Raw genomic sequence first — 16,417 nt, 5'->3', positions numbered from 1 at the left:
TAAATAATCATATCAATAATTTATATTTTTTATTTCAGGTATTTAAGTTTTATATTTAATAAAATTTTAATGATGTGAAATTAGGAATTCAAAAAAAGATTACATTAGTTTATATACACAGTGCTAAAACTTCAACTATCACTATGTTTCTTTAGTAAAATTAAAAAACCGCATTTATTTAAAAATAAATGCGGTTAAATTGTATTTACTTGTCACCTTTAATAAAGCTTCATAGCAGGTTTAATTACCAACCACATTGACGGCCTTTATTTTGCTCATCTAAGTATTTTTTAAGCGGTGCAAAATACTCTAAAATTGCAGTTGCATCCATTTCAGGTTTGCCTGTCACAACTTCTAACGCTTCTTGCCACGTTTTGCTTGAGCCCATTTCTAACATGGTATTTAAACGTTCACCAGCTTCTTTAGAGTTATATACAGAACATCTATGTATCGCTTCTTTATTACCCGCAATTTCACATAAAGATTTATGGAATTGAAATTGTAATATATGAGCTAAAAAGTAACGCGTGTAAGGTGTATTACCTGGTACATGGTATTTAGCGCCTGGATCAAAGTCGTTTTCAGTACGTTCAATTGGTGCCATCACACCTTGGTATTTTTGACGTAAATCCCACCATGCTTTATTGTAATTCTCTGGTGTTACTTCTCCAGAGAATACTTGCCAGCGCCATTGATCAACCATTAAACCAAATGGAATAAATGCAATTTTATCCATTGCCATTTTCATTAATAAACCAAGATCTTTAGATTCATCAGGTACTTTATCTAATAAACCAATCTCTTTTAAGTAACCAGGCGTTACAGATAATGCAATTGTATCGCCAATCGCTTCGTGAAAGCCATCATTGGCACTTTCTTGATAATAAAGAGGTTGTGTATTATAAGCGCGTTGGTAGAAGTTATGGCCTAGCTCGTGATGGATCACCGAAAACTCTTCACCAGTGCGTTGAATACACATTTTAATACGTAAATCGTCTTTTGAATCGATATTCCAAGCCGATGCGTGACATTGTACGTCTCTGTCTTTAGGTTTAGTGAATAAAGAGCGCTCGTAGAAAGTTTCTGGTAATGGATCAAAACCCATAGACGTAAAGAACTTCTCTGCACCACGAACCATTTGAATTTCATCGTAGTTATGTTTTGCTAATAATTCAGTTACATCATAACCAGGATCTGCGTTTTCAGGTGCCACTAATTCATATACGTTGCCCCAAGTTTGCGCCCACATATTACCTAATAAATGTGCAGGAATTGGTTGGTCTTGTGGTACTTTATCTGTGCCGTATTTATCACCTAATTTAGCACGAACATGACAATGCAATGAGTCATATAATGGTTTTACTTGACCCCAAACACGATCTAACTCTTTAGCAAAATCATCAGCAGGCATATCATATTTACTGCGCCACATTGCGCCAGTGTCAGCATAACCAAACTCTTTTGCGCCTTCGTTTGTTAGGGCAACTTGTTGCTCATATAAAGGACGCATAGGTTTAGCAACTTGTCGCCATCCTTGCCATAAATCTAATAATTCATCGTAATCACGGCTCGTGGCCATTTTAGCTGTCATGTCACCTAAACTTAAACATTCAGCGCCTTCTTTACAGTATTTACCTTTACCGTAAAGGCCACCTAATTTAGCAACAAGTTGTGACAATTTTGCTGTTTTATCTGCATCTTGTGGCGCAGGTAATGTGAGTGCTAGTTTTAATTTATCTAGCTTACGGCGGCTATCTGCATCAAGTTCAATACTATTGAATTTAGTGGCTTCATTAGCTAAACGTACAACTGTTTCAGTCATTTTACGGTTTACTTCAGCTGAAAGCTGAGAGGTATCTTCCGTTATGAAATTAGCGTAAATCCATTCAGCACGACTGGCTTCAAGGTATAAAGCAACAAGCTCTTTTTCAGTTGAATCAAGGAATTGTTTTGCATCAGCAGCTGTCACTTGTTGAACAATACTGGTTACTGGCTTTTTGTCTTCTGCGCTGTTGCATGCCGTAAGCATTAATGCCCCAGCGACAACTAATGCAGTCATGCTTGGTTTAAATATTTTTGTTTTCATTATTAACCCTAGATATGTGTGTTTTTACCCGCGGTTATCATAACAGTGAGAAAAGCCTTGGTAAATTCCCTTTCGTTTTTAATAAAAGGGTAGTTATGAACTAATAAATAAATCATAAAGTTATAAATTCTTGCTAAACTTAAAAAATGATTTTTAAAGACAGTGTTTTCAAAAGGAAATTATAAATGTCTATTTTGTTATTACTAATAGTGACAGTCACTATTATTTTTTTGGTCAAAGATATAAGAATAAGCTTGATCACGCGACCAGCATTTAAAATGTTTAAAAAGGTTTTACCGCCTCTATCTCAAACTGAACGTGAAGCAATGGAAGCTGGCGACATTTGGTGGGATGGTGAGTTATTTAAAGGTTCACCAGATTGGAGTGTATTACATTCCTACCCTAAACCTGCTTTATCTGATAAAGAAAATGCGTTTTTGAATAATCAAGTAAATATACTATGTAATATGTTAGATGATTATAAAATTGTACATGAAGATAAAGATTTGCCTAAAGATGTTTGGCAATATTTAAAAGATGAAGGTTTTTTCTCTTTAATTATTCCAGAGTCTTATGGAGGTAGAGACTTTTCAGCGATCGCTAACTCTACAATAGTATCTCGTATTGCAACACGAAGTTTGAGTGCGGCAGTAACCGTTATGGTACCTAATAGCTTAGGTCCAGGCGAATTATTAATGCATTATGGCACACAAGCGCAAAAAAACTTTTGGTTACCTAAATTGGCAAATGGCACTGAAGTGCCTTGTTTTGCACTTACAGGGCCTGAAGCAGGCTCTGATGCGGGCAGTATTCCAGATACAGGTATCATTTGTGAGGGGGAGTTTGAAGGTAAAACTGTTATTGGTATTCGTCTAAACTGGTCAAAAAGATATATAACTTTAGCACCTGTAGCGAGTGTTTTAGGTTTAGCATTTAAAATGTTTGATCCCGATGGTTTACTAGGCGATAAAAAAGAAATTGGTATTACCTGTGCTTTAATTCCAACAGATCACGAAGGCGTTGAAATTGGGGAGCGCCATAACCCTATGGCAATGGCATTTATGAATGGTACAACATATGGTGAAGATGTATTTATTCCGCTAGATTGGATCATAGGAGGGTCTGACTTTGGCGGTAAAGGCTGGCGCATGTTAGTTGAGTGTTTAAGTGCAGGTCGTGGTATCTCGTTACCGGCATTGGCCACAGCAACAGGTCATGGATGTTCAAAGATGACAGGAGCATATGCTTATGTGCGTAAACAGTTTGGTTTATCAATTGGCCAATTTGAAGGTGTTCAACAATCTTTAGCGCGTATAGGTGGGTTTACTTATAGTTTAGAAGCCATGCGTACTATGACAGCAGGCGCATTAGATTTAAAAGTGAGTCCATCAGTTGTTACCGCAATCGCTAAATATCATATGACAGAAATGAGCCGTACGGTTATTAATGATGCATTAGATATACATGGCGGTAAAGGCATACAGTTAGGGGAAAATAACTATTTAGGTCACGCTTATATGGGCATGCCAATATCGATTACGGTTGAAGGTGCTAATATATTAACCCGTAACTTAATGATTTTTGGGCAAGGTGCGACACGTTGTCATCCATATGTTTTAAAAGAAATGGCTGCAGCGGGAGAGCCTGACTTTGATAAAGGTTTACAAGATTTTGATGATTTACTGATCAAGCATATTTTATTTGCGATGACTAATGCTGGCGCCGCATTAGGGCATGGTTTAACACGTGCAATATTTAGTAAAGCGCCTGTCAGTGGTACAACTGCTAAATATTATAAACAACTTACTCGTATGAGCCGCGCTTTAGCTATCTGTACAGATGTGGCTATGCTGACTTTAGGTGGAGATCTTAAACGAAAAGAAATGATTTCAGCTAGACTCGGAGATGTATTAAGTCAATTATATATATCCTCAGCGGTCCTCAAAAGATTTGAAGACGAAGGCCGACAACAATCAGATTTACCCTTTGTTTGTTATTCTTTAGATCATAGTTTGTATCAAATAGGGCAAGCTTTTGAAGGATTGTTTGATAATTTCCCTTCAAGGCCTTTTGCTTTCATTTTAAGACGATTAGTTTTTCCGTTAGGCAATCATTATAAGCAAGTGCCAGACGCGGTATCTAAATCAGTGTGCTCTCATATGCTACAGCCTGGTGTAATGCGAAATCGTTTATCTCACCTATGTCATGAAGGTGATGCTGGCGGTATGTATATAATGGAGTCAGCATTTATTGCGATGCATAATTGTGAAGCCTTATTCAATAAGTTACATTCTGCTAAAAAGGGTGGCAGTTTAGCATCAGGCTTATCCTTTGAAGAAGAGATTAAGCAAAGCGTTGAAATTAAACTATTTACACAAGAGCAAGCCGATGACATGGCTAAGGCTAATAAATTAAGGTTGGCTGCAATTTCAGTTGATAACTTTAAAAAGGGTGAGTTATAAAGTCATATCAATTTTATATAATTTAAGCAGTATGATTTTGTCATACTGCTTTTTTATATGGTGATTATCTTGCGTATGGGTCATCAACTATCTTTTCAATGAACCATTTTCCTTTTTTATTGATTAGTTTAACACTTCGCATATCGTCCACTTTTTTACCGAGATGTGTACCTGAAAAAATAAGCGTTATTGTTGCTTTGTCACCATAACGTTTTCTGATACTTTTACTCGTTCTATCTATTTCAATGTTTACAGTATCAAATTGCATATTTATCAAGTTTCTTGCAAATTGTCTGGTACTACCATAAGACTTAATGATCCTTGCTAGTTTAGGCGTTGCCATAGACATGGTTTTTTTCAAATCTTTTTCTTCATAAATCGCATAGAAAAAAACAGTTGCCGCATATTCTGGAGAGTCATTATCACCAGACACTTCAGGACCATCATCTGAACAGGCAGTTAAAAACGTCAGAATGAAAAGTGTAAAAACAATACGTAAAGGGTACATGAATAGAACCTTGCGAAAATTTGCAGTTATTTATATTTATGTATTTTAGTTTAATGCTAAATAAAGAGTTGTAAAGTGATGATGTGAATCGAAAAGGTATTTATAAGGAGAGATAAAAAAAACCAGCTAAAATAGTTAAGCTGGTTTTAATGGATGTGAAATCTAAAAAATTTAGATTATTGTACTAATTCATCATCGCTGAATTTATCTGCAAATAATGGGCTTGATAAGTAACGCTCTGCAGAACTTGGTAAGATAACAACAATATTTTTATCTTCATTTTCAGGTTTTTCTGCAATGCGAGAAGCGGCAACAACTGCAGCACCAGATGAAATGCCTGCTAAGATACCTTCTTCTTTCATAAGTCTATGAGACATTTCAATTGCTTCTTCGTTTGTTACAAGCGCAACTTCATCAATCATTTCTAAATCTAAGTTACCAGGAATGAAACCTGCACCGATCCCTTGAATTTTATGAGGACCAGGTGTTAAATCTTCACCCGCAAGTTTTTGTTTAATTACAGGAGAGTCAGCTGGCTCTACTGCAACAGATTTCATATCTAGCTTTTTCTCTACTTTAAGGTAACGGCTAACACCTGTGATAGTACCACCAGTACCAACACCAGCTACAAAATAGTCTACTTTACCGTCAGTTGCATCAAAGATTTCAGGACCCGTAGTTTCAAAGTGAATTTTAGGATTTGCTGGATTTTCAAACTGTTGTAAAAGAATGAATTTATCAGGCGCGCTTTGTTGAATTTCTTGGGCTTTTTCAATTGCGCCTTTCATGCCTTTTGCGCCTTCAGTTAGAACAACATTAGCACCTAATGCTTTTAATAGTTTACGACGTTCTAAACTCATAGTGTTAGGCATAGTAAGTGTTAACTTATATCCGCGAGAAGCTGCAACAAATGCTAAAGCGATACCTGTATTGCCAGATGTTGGTTCAATCAGTTCTTTATCAGTTGTTAATTCACCTGACTTTTCAGCTTCCCAAATCATAGATGCGCCAATACGACATTTGACGCTGAAACTTGGATTACGAGCTTCTACTTTAGCAAATACATTGCCTGTTGTTACGCGGTTTAATTTCACTAATGGTGTATTGCCAATGCTTAGTGAGTTATCTTCAAAAATGTTAGACATGGTATTCCTTTGATCAATAAAAGTAGGAAGTTAATGTTTTAACGATACAAGGTATTAGCTAAAACAAAAGTAAAGTTTGGCTATAAGATATATCAAAACAATAAATTAAAGTGCATTTTTGTGATAAATGCCATAAGAATTATAAAAAAGCAGGCATATCTTTGTTTACACAAGGCCCAGTATTGATTATTCTCGCATAGTTATATCGTATGATTAATATTTTATCCTATAAGGAAAAACCTTTGATAAACGTGCTGTTAGTTGATGATCATGAACTTGTTAGAACGGGGATCAAGCGTATTCTTGATGATGTTCGCGGTTTTAAAGTTGTTGGTGAAGCTAAAACAGGTGAAGAAGCAGTTCAATTTTGCCGTCAAAACCATCCCGATATCGTATTGATGGATATGAATATGCCAGGTATAGGTGGATTAGAGGCAACTAAAAAAATATGTCGTTTTTGCCCCGATGTTAAAGTAATTGTATTAACAGTACATTGTGAAGACCCATTCCCAAGCAAAGTGATGCAAATGGGTGCCCATGGTTATTTAACCAAGAGTGCAGGCTCTAACGAGATGGTTCATGCGATAAAAGCAGTGAAATCAGGTCAAAGGTATATCGCACCTGAAATAGCACAACAAATTGCTTTAGCGCAATTTAGTGGTCGAACTGATGAAAATCCTTTTAAAAGCTTATCGGATCGTGAATTACAAATCATGTTGATGATCACTAAAGGTGAAAAAGTACAAAATATAGCAGAGCAATTAAATTTAACGTCAAAAACGGTTAATAGTTATCGCTATCGCATGTTTGAAAAATTAAATATAGGTGGAGATGTTGAATTAACACATTTAGCAATTCGCCATAAAATGATTGATATTGATTCTGAAGGTTTTTAATTAGCTTTAACCTGAAGTTAAAATAGTTTGAGTACATTAATGCAGTCATTTGATCTAAAAACGTTTTTAAAGTCTTTATCAGAAGAACCTGGTGTCTACAGGATGTTAGATAAAGAACAGCAAGTTATCTATGTTGGTAAAGCAAAAAATTTAAGAAATCGTGTTACGAGTTACTTTCGGGAGAATATTCCTGAAAGTAAAACTCGGGCTCTGGTTAAAAATATTTGTGCAATCGAAGTCACACTGACCAATACAGAAACTGAAGCGCTTTTATTAGAAAATAATCTAATAAAACAGTACCAACCTAGGTACAATATATTACTAAGAGATGATAAATCTTATCCTTATATACTATTAACTGATCATACCCATCCCAGGTTAACATTTCATCGCGGCGCGCAAAAAATCAAAGGCGAGTATTTTGGACCATATCCAAGTTCTGGTGCTGTTTCTCAAAGTTTGCGCTTGATGCAGAAAATTTTCCCCGTACGTCAGTGTGAAGATGCTTATTATCGCGCGCGAAGTAGACCTTGTTTACAATACCAACTAAAAAGATGCTCTGCGCCTTGCGTGAACGAAATAAATGCAAGTGATTATAAAGAGCAAGTAGACTTTGTTCGTTTATTTTTAAGCGGTAAATCCTCTCAAGTTATTTCTGAGCTAGTGAATAAAATGGAAGCGGCAAGTATTGCGCTTAACTTTGAAAAAGCAGCAACTTTTAGAGATCAAATACTTGTATTAACAAAAATGCAAGAGCAGCAATCAGTTTCTGGTACACATGCAGAATTAGATGTTATCGGCTTTGAATCAAAAAATGGTTTAACAGCGATTCATATTTTGATTATTCGTGATCATAAAATTTTAGGGAGTAAAACTTTTTATCCTAAGATCCCGAAAGATTCAATGGATACTGAAGTTTTATCGTCTTTTCTTTCCCAATATTACTTATCAGTGACAAATGGCTCACGGATCCCAAAAGAGGTGATTTTACCTTTTATTTATCCTGAGCAAGCAGAATTAGAAATAGCATTAACACAAGTGAGTGAAAGAAAGATAAAGCTACAGACTGTCGCCAGAGGGGAGAAATATAAATATCTGCAACTTGCTAATAAAAACGCTTTAAATAGCATAGTAATAAAACAAAGTGCACAAGATTCAATAACTAAAAGATATGATTTATTAAAAGAAACATTACAGTTAGATAATATTAATCGCATGGAGTGTTTTGATATTAGCCATACAATGGGAGAAAATACGGTTGCTTCATGTGTTGTATTTGATTCTAATGGACCAAATAAAAAAGAATATAGACGTTTTAATGTAGTAGGGATCACAGGCGGTGATGATTATGCCGCTATGGCCTTTGCATTAAAAAAACGATATAGCAAAATGATCGACGAATCTAAAGTACCTGATGTAATATTTATAGATGGTGGTAAAGGGCAGTTATCTCAAGCGGAAACGTTTTTTAAAGATTGGCATCTGGAAAAGTTACCTTTATTAATAGGGGTAGCAAAAGGAACAAGCAGAAAGCCGGGTTTAGAGACCTTATTAATGGATGCTGGTAGAAAAACTATAAATTTAGACTCACATTCTCCTGCACTGCATTTAATTCAACATATTCGAGATGAATCTCATCGATTTGCGATTGCTGGACATAGGAATAAAAGACAAAAACAACGAAACCAGTCTGTATTAGAAGAAATATCAGGTGTAGGACTAAAAAGAAGACAAGCAGTATTAAAGTATTTGGGCGGAATTCAAGGTGTATTAGCGGCAAATATCGAACAGCTAAATAAGGTACCAGGGATCAGCCCTACAATAGCAGAAAAAATTTATAATCACCTACATGATAAATAGATTAAGCAGGAATATGGTATAGGAGATTTTAATAAATAAGAGAATAAGTGAGCCATAAGCTTATTAACGGATTTGACTTTACGTTATCAATAAACAAAGAGTTCAATTTAATTTTAATCATTTGCATGGTAAAAGATTATGCTTCATGCGAATATACAAAAAAAAGTAAACACAAGTAGTTATGTGGAATATACCTAATATTATAACAGCCTTCAGAATTTTCCTTATCCCAATCTTTTTGGTGATATTTTATTTACCTTATTCATGGGCGTTTTTTGGCGCTGCATTTGTTTTTTGGTTAGCTGCCGTAACTGATGTGCTAGATGGGTATCTCGCTCGTAAACTCAAGCAATCAACTCCATTTGGTGCTTTTTTAGATCCTGTTGCTGATAAAGTAATGGTTTCAGTCGCATTAATCGTATTAGTTGAACATTACCAAAGTATTTATATCACCATACCTGCAGTTTTAATAATAAGTAGAGAAGTTATTATTTCAGCTTTGAGAGAGTGGATGGCAGAGCAAGGCAAAAGAGGCTCTGTTGCTGTATCACAATTGGGTAAAATAAAAACTGCTGCACAAATGTTATCCATAATGGGTCTTACTTGGCAGTTCGATACTTGGATGACCTATTTAAGTTATGCCTGTTTATACTTAGCAACGGTCCTTACTTTGTGGTCTATGGTGCAATATTTACAAGCAGCATGGTCTGATTTGAGCAAAAAAGCTGGTTAAGTGTGCATTTTTACAACGCTTTAGCTGAAAAATGAGCAAACAGTTTAAAAGTGTCATTTTAGTGTTGACGCGTAATATAATCTCTGTAGAATGCGTTCGTGTTGAGAGGGGGGCAACTCCTAAACATCAAAAGCAAAGCGGTTTAAGTTCAGCTGCTAAAGAGTTAAATCTTAAAATATGTTCTTATGTGATGCGGTACTAGCTCAGCTGGTAGAGCGCGACCTTGCCAAGGTCGAGGTCACGAGTTCGAGCCTCGTGTACCGCTCCAAATATTAATTGTTCCTCAATGAGTAATTAATATTCCACATGCCTTCATTAATAATGATAGCAACTCGATGCCCGAGTGGTGGAATTGGTAGACACAAGGGATTTAAAATCCCTCGCTCTTAGAGTGTGCCGGTTCAAGTCCGGCCTCGGGCACCATTTTAAATAATGGTTTATTTAAAAGTGGAAAACGTTTTTAGAAAAACGATAAATTTCTAAATGTGATGCGGTACTAGCTCAGCTGGTAGAGCGCGACCTTGCCAAGGTCGAGGTCACGAGTTCGAGCCTCGTGTACCGCTCCAAATATTAATTGTTCATCAATGAGCATTTAATATTCCACACGCTTTCATTAATAATGATAGCAACTCGATGCCCGAGTGGTGGAATTGGTAGACACAAGGGATTTAAAATCCCTCGCTCTTAGAGTGTGCCGGTTCAAGTCCGGCCTCGGGCACCATTTTAAATAATGGCTTATTTAAAATTGGAAAACGTTTTAGAAAAACGATAAATTTCTAAATGTGATGCGGTACTAGCTCAGCTGGTAGAGCGCGACCTTGCCAAGGTCGAGGTCACGAGTTCGAGCCTCGTGTACCGCTCCAATTTCTTGCTAAAAGAATTAAAAATTAGCCTACAATGATTTAATCGTTATGGCGGAATGGCAGAGTGGCCATGCAGCGGATTGCAAATCCGTCCACCTCGGTTCGACTCCGGGTTCCGCCTCCATTTATATTTATAAATGATTTGTAGTTTCCACACGCATTCATCTATTTGATTGCAACTCGATGCCCGAGTGGTGGAATTGGTAGACACAAGGGATTTAAAATCCCTCGCTCTTAGAGTGTGCCGGTTCAAGTCCGGCCTCGGGCACCATTTTAAATAATGGCTTATTTAAAAGTGGAAAACAGAATAGTTAAACTGTAAATATACTAAATGTGATGCGGTACTAGCTCAGCTGGTAGAGCGCGACCTTGCCAAGGTCGAGGTCACGAGTTCGAGCCTCGTGTACCGCTCCAAAAATTCTTACTATCGAATTAAAATTTAGTATTTATAGCAAAAAATGGCGGAATGGCAGAGTGGCCATGCAGCGGATTGCAAATCCGTCCACCTCGGTTCGACTCCGGGTTCCGCCTCCATTTTTATTGCTCACCAATGCAAGCTATAAATAGTCCACAAAGCTTTAATTAGCAACTCGATGCCCGAGTGGTGGAATTGGTAGACACAAGGGATTTAAAATCCCTCGCTCTTAGAGTGTGCCGGTTCAAGTCCGGCCTCGGGCACCATTGTTAATTTAGTATTTGAAGATGCTCCACACGATCACTTTAAGTGATACAACTCGATGCCCGAGTGGTGGAATTGGTAGACACAAGGGATTTAAAATCCCTCGCTCTTAGAGTGTGCCGGTTCAAGTCCGGCCTCGGGCACCATTTCTATATTGTTAATTCAAAAAATACTTCCTTATATAAACTTTAATTACTTTTAAGTATCCCATTTAATTAAAAATCTATACTTTTAGATAAATATATTATCAATCTATATTTTTAAATATAGAAAAGCGCCATTGCCTGCAATAATTGATAGTACAGAAATAGCGCTATTGGATAATTTTATTTATTTACTTTATCAATTATAAATAACTTAGCTTCATCAGATAAACATCTATTTGAAATATAACTGGTGCTTTTATCTAATGTTAATAAAAAGCCTTTTTCAGTCTGTTCTATTTTGTTTATTTGAGACCATAATGTTTTAGCATCTACAAAATCTGATTTTACAAATACACCATCATCATTAATGATCAAATTAACAGTATTGCCTGATGCTTTACTGAGTCTTTGGCGCATTAACCACCAAGCTTTGTTGTAATAAACATTTAATGCTTCTATCACACCAAGAGACAAAATAAACCAAGCTAAATATTTATCAATTGGGCTAAAAATTAAAATTACGCCAGCGGTGAATAAACCAATGGATTTGTAATACGCTCGTATGCTGGTATCTGTTGTAACAGATTCATCATAGCACTCACTAAAATGCGTTTTATCTAAAACGTAACTGGTAGAAAAAATAAATTCTGTTGGCATTTAACTATATCAAAAATGAATTTTAACTATTTTACCTAGAAGTATTTATTAAATCGATAAAATTTTAAATATGCTAGTAGTACGATTCAGCTAGTGAGTTTTTTGGAGGTTTCATAATCTAAATTAACTAGAAGAAAATACAAAAAGTTCACTTCTTAGGCCAAAACAATCAGTTCTAAATAAATTTAATTGTAGTCATTATGACTATGCTGTATGTTTATATTAACTTCTAAAATGTGTCTCAAAATGAATAATATAACCTCTACAGCCTTAATTGAACTTGCTCTAGATTTAGCAAATAGCCTTAGTTCCAAAGACCGATTTGATCGCTTATTAGATACCGTTCGAAAGACAATTCAATGTGATGCGGTTGCTTTATTATCTTATCACCAAGACTTGTTAAAACCGCTCGCACTGCAAGGTTTAAGTAGAGATACTTTAGGGCGACGGTTTAAAATAAATGAACATCCAAGGTTTGATATATTATGTAAGTCAAAAATACCCGTTAGATTTTCAGCTGAGAGCGAATTACCTGACCCATACGATGGTTTATTGATCGATAAAGAAGGAGATTTACCTGTTCATGCATGCATGGGCTTACCTTTATTTTTTGATGATAAATTACTTGGTTTATTGACCATAGACAGTTTAACGCCACATGCATTTGATGATATTCCTAATCGTACTTTAGAAGTAATAGCTGCAATTGCAGCGACAACATTAAATACGGCCTTAATGATTGACTTATTAGAATCACAAGCATTACATTCACAAAAAGTTGTTGCCGAATTGACTGAAGAAGCTTTAATGCGCGATGGTGGAGAGCTCATAGGCCAAAGTTCAATTATGAATAAGCTAAAACAAGAAATTGATATTGTTGCGGCTTCTGATTTCAATATTTTGATTTATGGTGAAACTGGCGTAGGTAAGGAACTTGTAGCACGTACGTTGCATCAAAAATCATTTCGTTCAAATGGTCCTTTAGTTTATGTAAACTGTGCAGCTTTACCTGAAAATTTAATAGAAAGTGAGTTATTTGGTCATGTTAGGGGCGCATTTACAGGAGCTGATAAAAGTAGAGCTGGTAAGTTTTCTATTGCAGATAATGGCACATTATTTTTAGATGAAATTGGTGAACTGCCATTAGCCGCACAAAGTAAAATTTTACGCGCAATTCAAAATAACGAGATCCAGCCTGTAGGTCAAGATAATGTTGAAGAAGTAAACGTGCGTATCTTTGCAGCAACAAATCGAAATCTTAAAGAAGAAGTTGACGGTAATAGATTTAGAGCTGACCTATACCACAGATTAAGTGTTTATCCCGTTAGAGTACCTTCATTAAAAGAAAGGGCGGGAGATATTCAATTATTAGCAGGTTATTTTGTTGAACAAGTAGGGAGAAAACTAGGTATTGGCCAAATAAAAATGAGCCATAATGCGTTAACATATTTAAACCAGTATAATTGGCCGGGTAATGTGAGAGAGTTAGAGCATGTGATCAGTCGAGCGGCATTAAAAGCACGATCTAGACAAAAACATAAAGAGATCATTACAATTGAAGTTGAGGATTGTGGTCAACTGTCTTCGGATACTTTGAAAAGTGAGATCAAACACGGCATTATTTCTGAGACTGATCTGCACACTGAAAAACTACATTTAAACTTACGAAATGAAACCGCTAATTTTCAGACAAAGCTAATAAAACAGATTTTAACTGAAGAAAACGGTAATTGGGCTGCAACAGCAAGAAGGTTAGAAACCGATCGCGCTAATTTGAACCGTTTATCTAAAAGATTAAATATTAAAGTTACAAAATCAATTTTTTAGCTTTGAATCTTTTTTATACTCTAAATTTAGTGTTGTGAAATTAATTCAATTAATAAGTTAAATATATGTTGCGATTTACGATGAAACTCGTATATTAGTCCCGTTAGTATCTAATTTAAATTCGAGTGTATAATGATTTGTAAAAAAGTGGTGCCAACCAGATCGGAGCTAAATATACTTAATATTTTGTGGAAAGTTCAGCCTGCTTCAGTACGCCAAGTTCATGAAGTACTCAGTGCAGAGCAATCAACCGGTTATACAACAACATTAAAAACATTACAGGTTATGCATGAAAAAGGCTTAGTTGAACGAGATGAATCTTCCCGAGCGCATTTATATAAAGCAAAAGAATCTGCCGGCAATACACAAAACTCTGTTGTTAAAGATGTGATAGCCAAAGTTTTCAGCGGTTCAAAGTATGATCTTGTTGTAAGCGCTTTAGGAAAAAAGGCAAGTTCAGATGAAATCAATGATATCAGAAAGTTACTAAATACATTAGAAAAGCAAAATAAATAATAGAGATAGCTAAATGGATTTTCTAAATACTTTTATCAACAGCCCTGTTTTTAATTCTTTATCAATTACTTTGCTCCATTTTCTATGGCAAGGTACAGTGTTAGGCTTATTTTTAAGTGCCGCGCTTAAACTCATAAGTAATAAATACGCTAATCTTAGATATAACCTAAGTATATTGACTCTAATACTATGTTTAATTACTCCAATTATTACATATTTCATTGTTTATAAAACTCAATTAACTCATACCCCAGTGCTCGTCAGAGGTAATAATCTATTATCAAACTTAGAATTAAGCACTGTTAGCTATCTTCCTTTATTATCAATCATTTGGCTGATGGGTGTTAGCTATTTAAGTATGGGTTATTGCAAAGCATTACTGTCCATTTATAAATTACCTAAAACGCAAGTAAGTGAACCTGAACAATGGCTAAATGAATTATTTATCTCAATAAAACAGTCATTATATGTGTCTCAAAATGTGCGTTTGTTAGTATCTAAATTAGTCGATGTACCTATGGTAATTGGGTGGCTTAAACCTGTTATTTTAGTGCCAGTAAATATGGTTTCAGGGCTTAGCAATGAACAATTAAAGCTATTAATCGCACATGAATTAGCACATGTTAAAAGATATGATTATTTTATAAACTTAATACAATCCTTGGTGGAGGTATTTTTGTTTTATCATCCAGCAGTTAAATGGATTTCTAAACAGATCAGGATAGATCGAGAATATTGCTGTGATGATATAGCTGTTAAAAATCAAAATATAAAAATAGATTATGCTAAAGCGCTTCTAAATGCTGAAGAACTCAGACCAAATACAATTCCTTCAATGGCGATGGCTGCAACAGGGGGGGATTTAAAGAGTAGAGTATCAAGAGTTGTAGGTGAGCATACATGTACTCCAAAATATGCCAAAAGTGGACTTGCAGGCTTATTAGGTTTATTCGTTGTGAGCTTAATTTTTAGTTCATATAAAGTTGTAGGTATGGTGCAGAGTAAAGACATTACTGAACTAGCAACCCTTAAAAATATAAGTTTAGTAAAATCTCAACCTAAACAAGTCGTAAAAGGTGTCGCGTCACACATTAATGCTAAAACTAAAAAAAGCCATGATATAAAAAAACAACTTCCAGCGGCTATTGTTATTAAGAATAATAAACAAATCAATGATGATAAAACAATTAAGAATAATAAATCATCAGTAGACAAAGCAGATACGCCTAATTTAGATAAGGACAAGGTAGCAATAAAACTTAATGAGTTAAGAATAAAGACAAACAAAAAGCTAATTGATGAATTAATTAAACAACCTGAGAGTCGCAACAATTATAGACACTTACCTTTAAATGTTAGTGCTATCAAAGAAGATGTTATCCAAAATATTGCAATGCTCACTAATGATCAATTAGATGAAAAAGATAATATTACATTAGCGACAAAAAAAGTCGTTGAAGAATATGCGCCATTAGTGATCCCACCAAAGACATTAAAAATGGTCAATCCAATATATACTGAATCTGCACAACGGAGAGGCTATAAAGGGGACGTAGTGATTGAGTTTACAGTTGACTTAACTGGTAAAGCAACAGATATTGAGTTTGTTGGAGAAACTAAAAGACATTTAAAAAGAGCTGTTAGAAAAGCAATAAAGAAATGGGAGTTTTCACCTGGTACAGTTAATGGCAATGAGGCAGTAATGCGAGAAACAAAATTGTTCTCTTTTGTTAAACCCAATAGAGACAAAATGACTATAACAACGGGATCTCGTATTATTAAACACTAATATAAAGAAACGGTAGTTATTTTAAATAACCGTGCTTGTTATCGTTATAAACTTTAACTTTAACTTTGATTAACAGAATTCTCTTATCTAACAAAGTATATAAGTTATACAATTACTGAGTTGTTCGTACGCCCTCTGCATTTTATATAAAGGCTCATTACAAGGCGTTTGATTTATAATTAAAACTCAGAAAGGGGGTAAAATGTCTTATGAAAATGAGAGATTAATCTAACAAAATACAATCAATATT

The 16,417-nt window shown here is 35.3% G+C and carries 11 protein-coding genes and 11 tRNA genes; 18 read left to right on the top strand and 4 right to left on the bottom strand.

All coding sequences use genetic code 11. The annotated features are described in order from the left end of the window. Positions 1-244: 244 nt before the first annotated feature. Complete coding sequence (locus KO527_RS01280; protein WP_216038590.1) at positions 245-2,086, bottom strand: M2 family metallopeptidase; 1,842 nt, start codon at positions 2,084-2,086, stop codon at positions 245-247. A 185-nt stretch (positions 2,087-2,271) separates the two neighbouring features. Between KO527_RS01280 and KO527_RS01275 the strand changes: the two genes are divergently transcribed. Further along, positions 2,272-4,548, top strand: coding sequence for an acyl-CoA dehydrogenase (locus tag KO527_RS01275; RefSeq protein WP_216038589.1), 2,277 nt, complete (start codon positions 2,272-2,274; stop codon positions 4,546-4,548). A gap of 64 nt (positions 4,549-4,612) precedes the next feature. Here the strand turns inward: KO527_RS01275 and KO527_RS01270 are convergent, their stop codons facing one another. Together KO527_RS01270 and cysK are read right to left on the bottom strand one after the other, a co-directional pair. Then, the gene (locus KO527_RS01270) at positions 4,613-5,056 is read right to left on the bottom strand and encodes a hypothetical protein (protein WP_216038588.1); all 444 of its coding nucleotides are present in this window, start codon (positions 5,054-5,056) and stop codon (positions 4,613-4,615) included. Positions 5,057-5,232: 176 nt separating this feature from the next. Beyond that, positions 5,233-6,201, bottom strand: coding sequence for a cysteine synthase A (gene cysK / locus KO527_RS01265; protein ID WP_216038587.1), 969 nt, complete (start codon positions 6,199-6,201; stop codon positions 5,233-5,235). A gap of 242 nt (positions 6,202-6,443) precedes the next feature. Between cysK and uvrY the strand changes: the two genes are divergently transcribed. From uvrY to KO527_RS01195, 14 genes are all read left to right on the top strand, one after another. After that, positions 6,444-7,097, top strand: a complete 654-nt coding sequence (gene uvrY, locus KO527_RS01260; RefSeq protein ID WP_042145024.1) for a UvrY/SirA/GacA family response regulator transcription factor — start codon at positions 6,444-6,446, stop codon at positions 7,095-7,097. Positions 7,098-7,136: 39 nt separating this feature from the next. Beyond that, on the top strand, positions 7,137-8,957 hold the full coding sequence (uvrC, locus tag KO527_RS01255; RefSeq protein ID WP_216038586.1) for an excinuclease ABC subunit UvrC: 1,821 nt from the start codon (positions 7,137-7,139) through the stop codon (positions 8,955-8,957). A 181-nt stretch (positions 8,958-9,138) separates the two neighbouring features. Then, complete coding sequence (pgsA, locus tag KO527_RS01250; RefSeq protein ID WP_042145029.1) at positions 9,139-9,690, top strand: CDP-diacylglycerol--glycerol-3-phosphate 3-phosphatidyltransferase; 552 nt, start codon at positions 9,139-9,141, stop codon at positions 9,688-9,690. Between the two features lie 192 nt (positions 9,691-9,882). Next, a tRNA-Gly gene (locus KO527_RS01245) sits at positions 9,883-9,958 on the top strand. A gap of 69 nt (positions 9,959-10,027) precedes the next feature. Next, positions 10,028-10,113, top strand: a tRNA-Leu gene (locus KO527_RS01240). A gap of 67 nt (positions 10,114-10,180) precedes the next feature. After that, a tRNA-Gly gene (locus KO527_RS01235) sits at positions 10,181-10,256 on the top strand. Between the two features lie 69 nt (positions 10,257-10,325). Continuing rightward, positions 10,326-10,411: transfer RNA gene (locus tag KO527_RS01230), tRNA-Leu, on the top strand. Positions 10,412-10,477: 66 nt separating this feature from the next. Further along, a tRNA-Gly gene (locus KO527_RS01225) sits at positions 10,478-10,553 on the top strand. Positions 10,554-10,603: 50 nt separating this feature from the next. Beyond that, positions 10,604-10,677: transfer RNA gene (locus tag KO527_RS01220), tRNA-Cys, on the top strand. A gap of 61 nt (positions 10,678-10,738) precedes the next feature. Further along, a tRNA-Leu gene (locus tag KO527_RS01215) sits at positions 10,739-10,824 on the top strand. A gap of 67 nt (positions 10,825-10,891) precedes the next feature. Further along, a tRNA-Gly gene (locus KO527_RS01210) sits at positions 10,892-10,967 on the top strand. Positions 10,968-11,013: 46 nt separating this feature from the next. After that, positions 11,014-11,087: transfer RNA gene (locus KO527_RS01205), tRNA-Cys, on the top strand. 61 nt (positions 11,088-11,148) lie between these two features. Beyond that, positions 11,149-11,234 (top strand) — tRNA-Leu (locus KO527_RS01200). Between the two features lie 58 nt (positions 11,235-11,292). Next, positions 11,293-11,378 (top strand) — tRNA-Leu (locus tag KO527_RS01195). A gap of 180 nt (positions 11,379-11,558) precedes the next feature. Here the strand turns inward: KO527_RS01195 and KO527_RS01190 are convergent. Continuing rightward, entirely contained in the window at positions 11,559-12,035 is a 477-nt protein-coding gene (locus KO527_RS01190; protein WP_216038585.1) for a YcxB family protein, read from the bottom strand. 246 nt (positions 12,036-12,281) lie between these two features. Here KO527_RS01190 and norR point away from each other — a divergent pair, with 246 nt between their 5' ends. From norR to KO527_RS01175, 3 genes are all read left to right on the top strand, one after another. Then, on the top strand, positions 12,282-13,862 hold the full coding sequence (gene norR / locus KO527_RS01185) for a nitric oxide reductase transcriptional regulator NorR (protein WP_216038584.1): 1,581 nt from the start codon (positions 12,282-12,284) through the stop codon (positions 13,860-13,862). Positions 13,863-13,994: 132 nt separating this feature from the next. Beyond that, positions 13,995-14,378 (top strand): BlaI/MecI/CopY family transcriptional regulator, encoded by a 384-nt coding sequence (locus KO527_RS01180; protein WP_216038583.1) that lies wholly within the window; start codon positions 13,995-13,997, stop codon positions 14,376-14,378. A gap of 13 nt (positions 14,379-14,391) precedes the next feature. Continuing rightward, positions 14,392-16,167 (top strand): M56 family metallopeptidase, encoded by a 1,776-nt coding sequence (locus tag KO527_RS01175; RefSeq protein WP_216038582.1) that lies wholly within the window; start codon positions 14,392-14,394, stop codon positions 16,165-16,167. Positions 16,168-16,417 lie beyond the last annotated feature (250 nt).

The sequence above is a fragment of the Pseudoalteromonas sp. C2R02 genome (genome assembly GCF_018860845.1).
In the GTDB taxonomy this organism is placed as follows: domain Bacteria; phylum Pseudomonadota; class Gammaproteobacteria; order Enterobacterales; family Alteromonadaceae; genus Pseudoalteromonas.
The sequence above is the reverse complement of the archived record's forward strand: the minus strand, read 5'-3'. Positions and strand labels throughout refer to the sequence as shown.

Bases quoted from the DNA above. Each gene is read 5' to 3' on its own strand.
- uvrC (WP_216038586.1), top strand. From the start codon at position 7,137: ATGCAGTCATTTGATCTAAAAACGTTTTTAAAGTCTTTATCAGAAGAA.
- norR (WP_216038584.1), top strand. From the start codon at position 12,282: ATGAATAATATAACCTCTACAGCCTTAATTGAACTTGCTCTAGATTTA.
- pgsA (WP_042145029.1), top strand. From the start codon at position 9,139: ATGTGGAATATACCTAATATTATAACAGCCTTCAGAATTTTCCTTATC.
- KO527_RS01175 (WP_216038582.1), top strand. From the start codon at position 14,392: ATGGATTTTCTAAATACTTTTATCAACAGCCCTGTTTTTAATTCTTTA.
- cysK (WP_216038587.1), bottom strand. From the start codon at position 6,201: ATGTCTAACATTTTTGAAGATAACTCACTAAGCATTGGCAATACACCA.
- KO527_RS01180 (WP_216038583.1), top strand. From the start codon at position 13,995: ATGATTTGTAAAAAAGTGGTGCCAACCAGATCGGAGCTAAATATACTT.
- KO527_RS01190 (WP_216038585.1), bottom strand. From the start codon at position 12,035: ATGCCAACAGAATTTATTTTTTCTACCAGTTACGTTTTAGATAAAACG.
- KO527_RS01275 (WP_216038589.1), top strand. From the start codon at position 2,272: ATGTCTATTTTGTTATTACTAATAGTGACAGTCACTATTATTTTTTTG.
- KO527_RS01280 (WP_216038590.1), bottom strand. From the start codon at position 2,086: ATGAAAACAAAAATATTTAAACCAAGCATGACTGCATTAGTTGTCGCT.
- KO527_RS01270 (WP_216038588.1), bottom strand. From the start codon at position 5,056: ATGTACCCTTTACGTATTGTTTTTACACTTTTCATTCTGACGTTTTTA.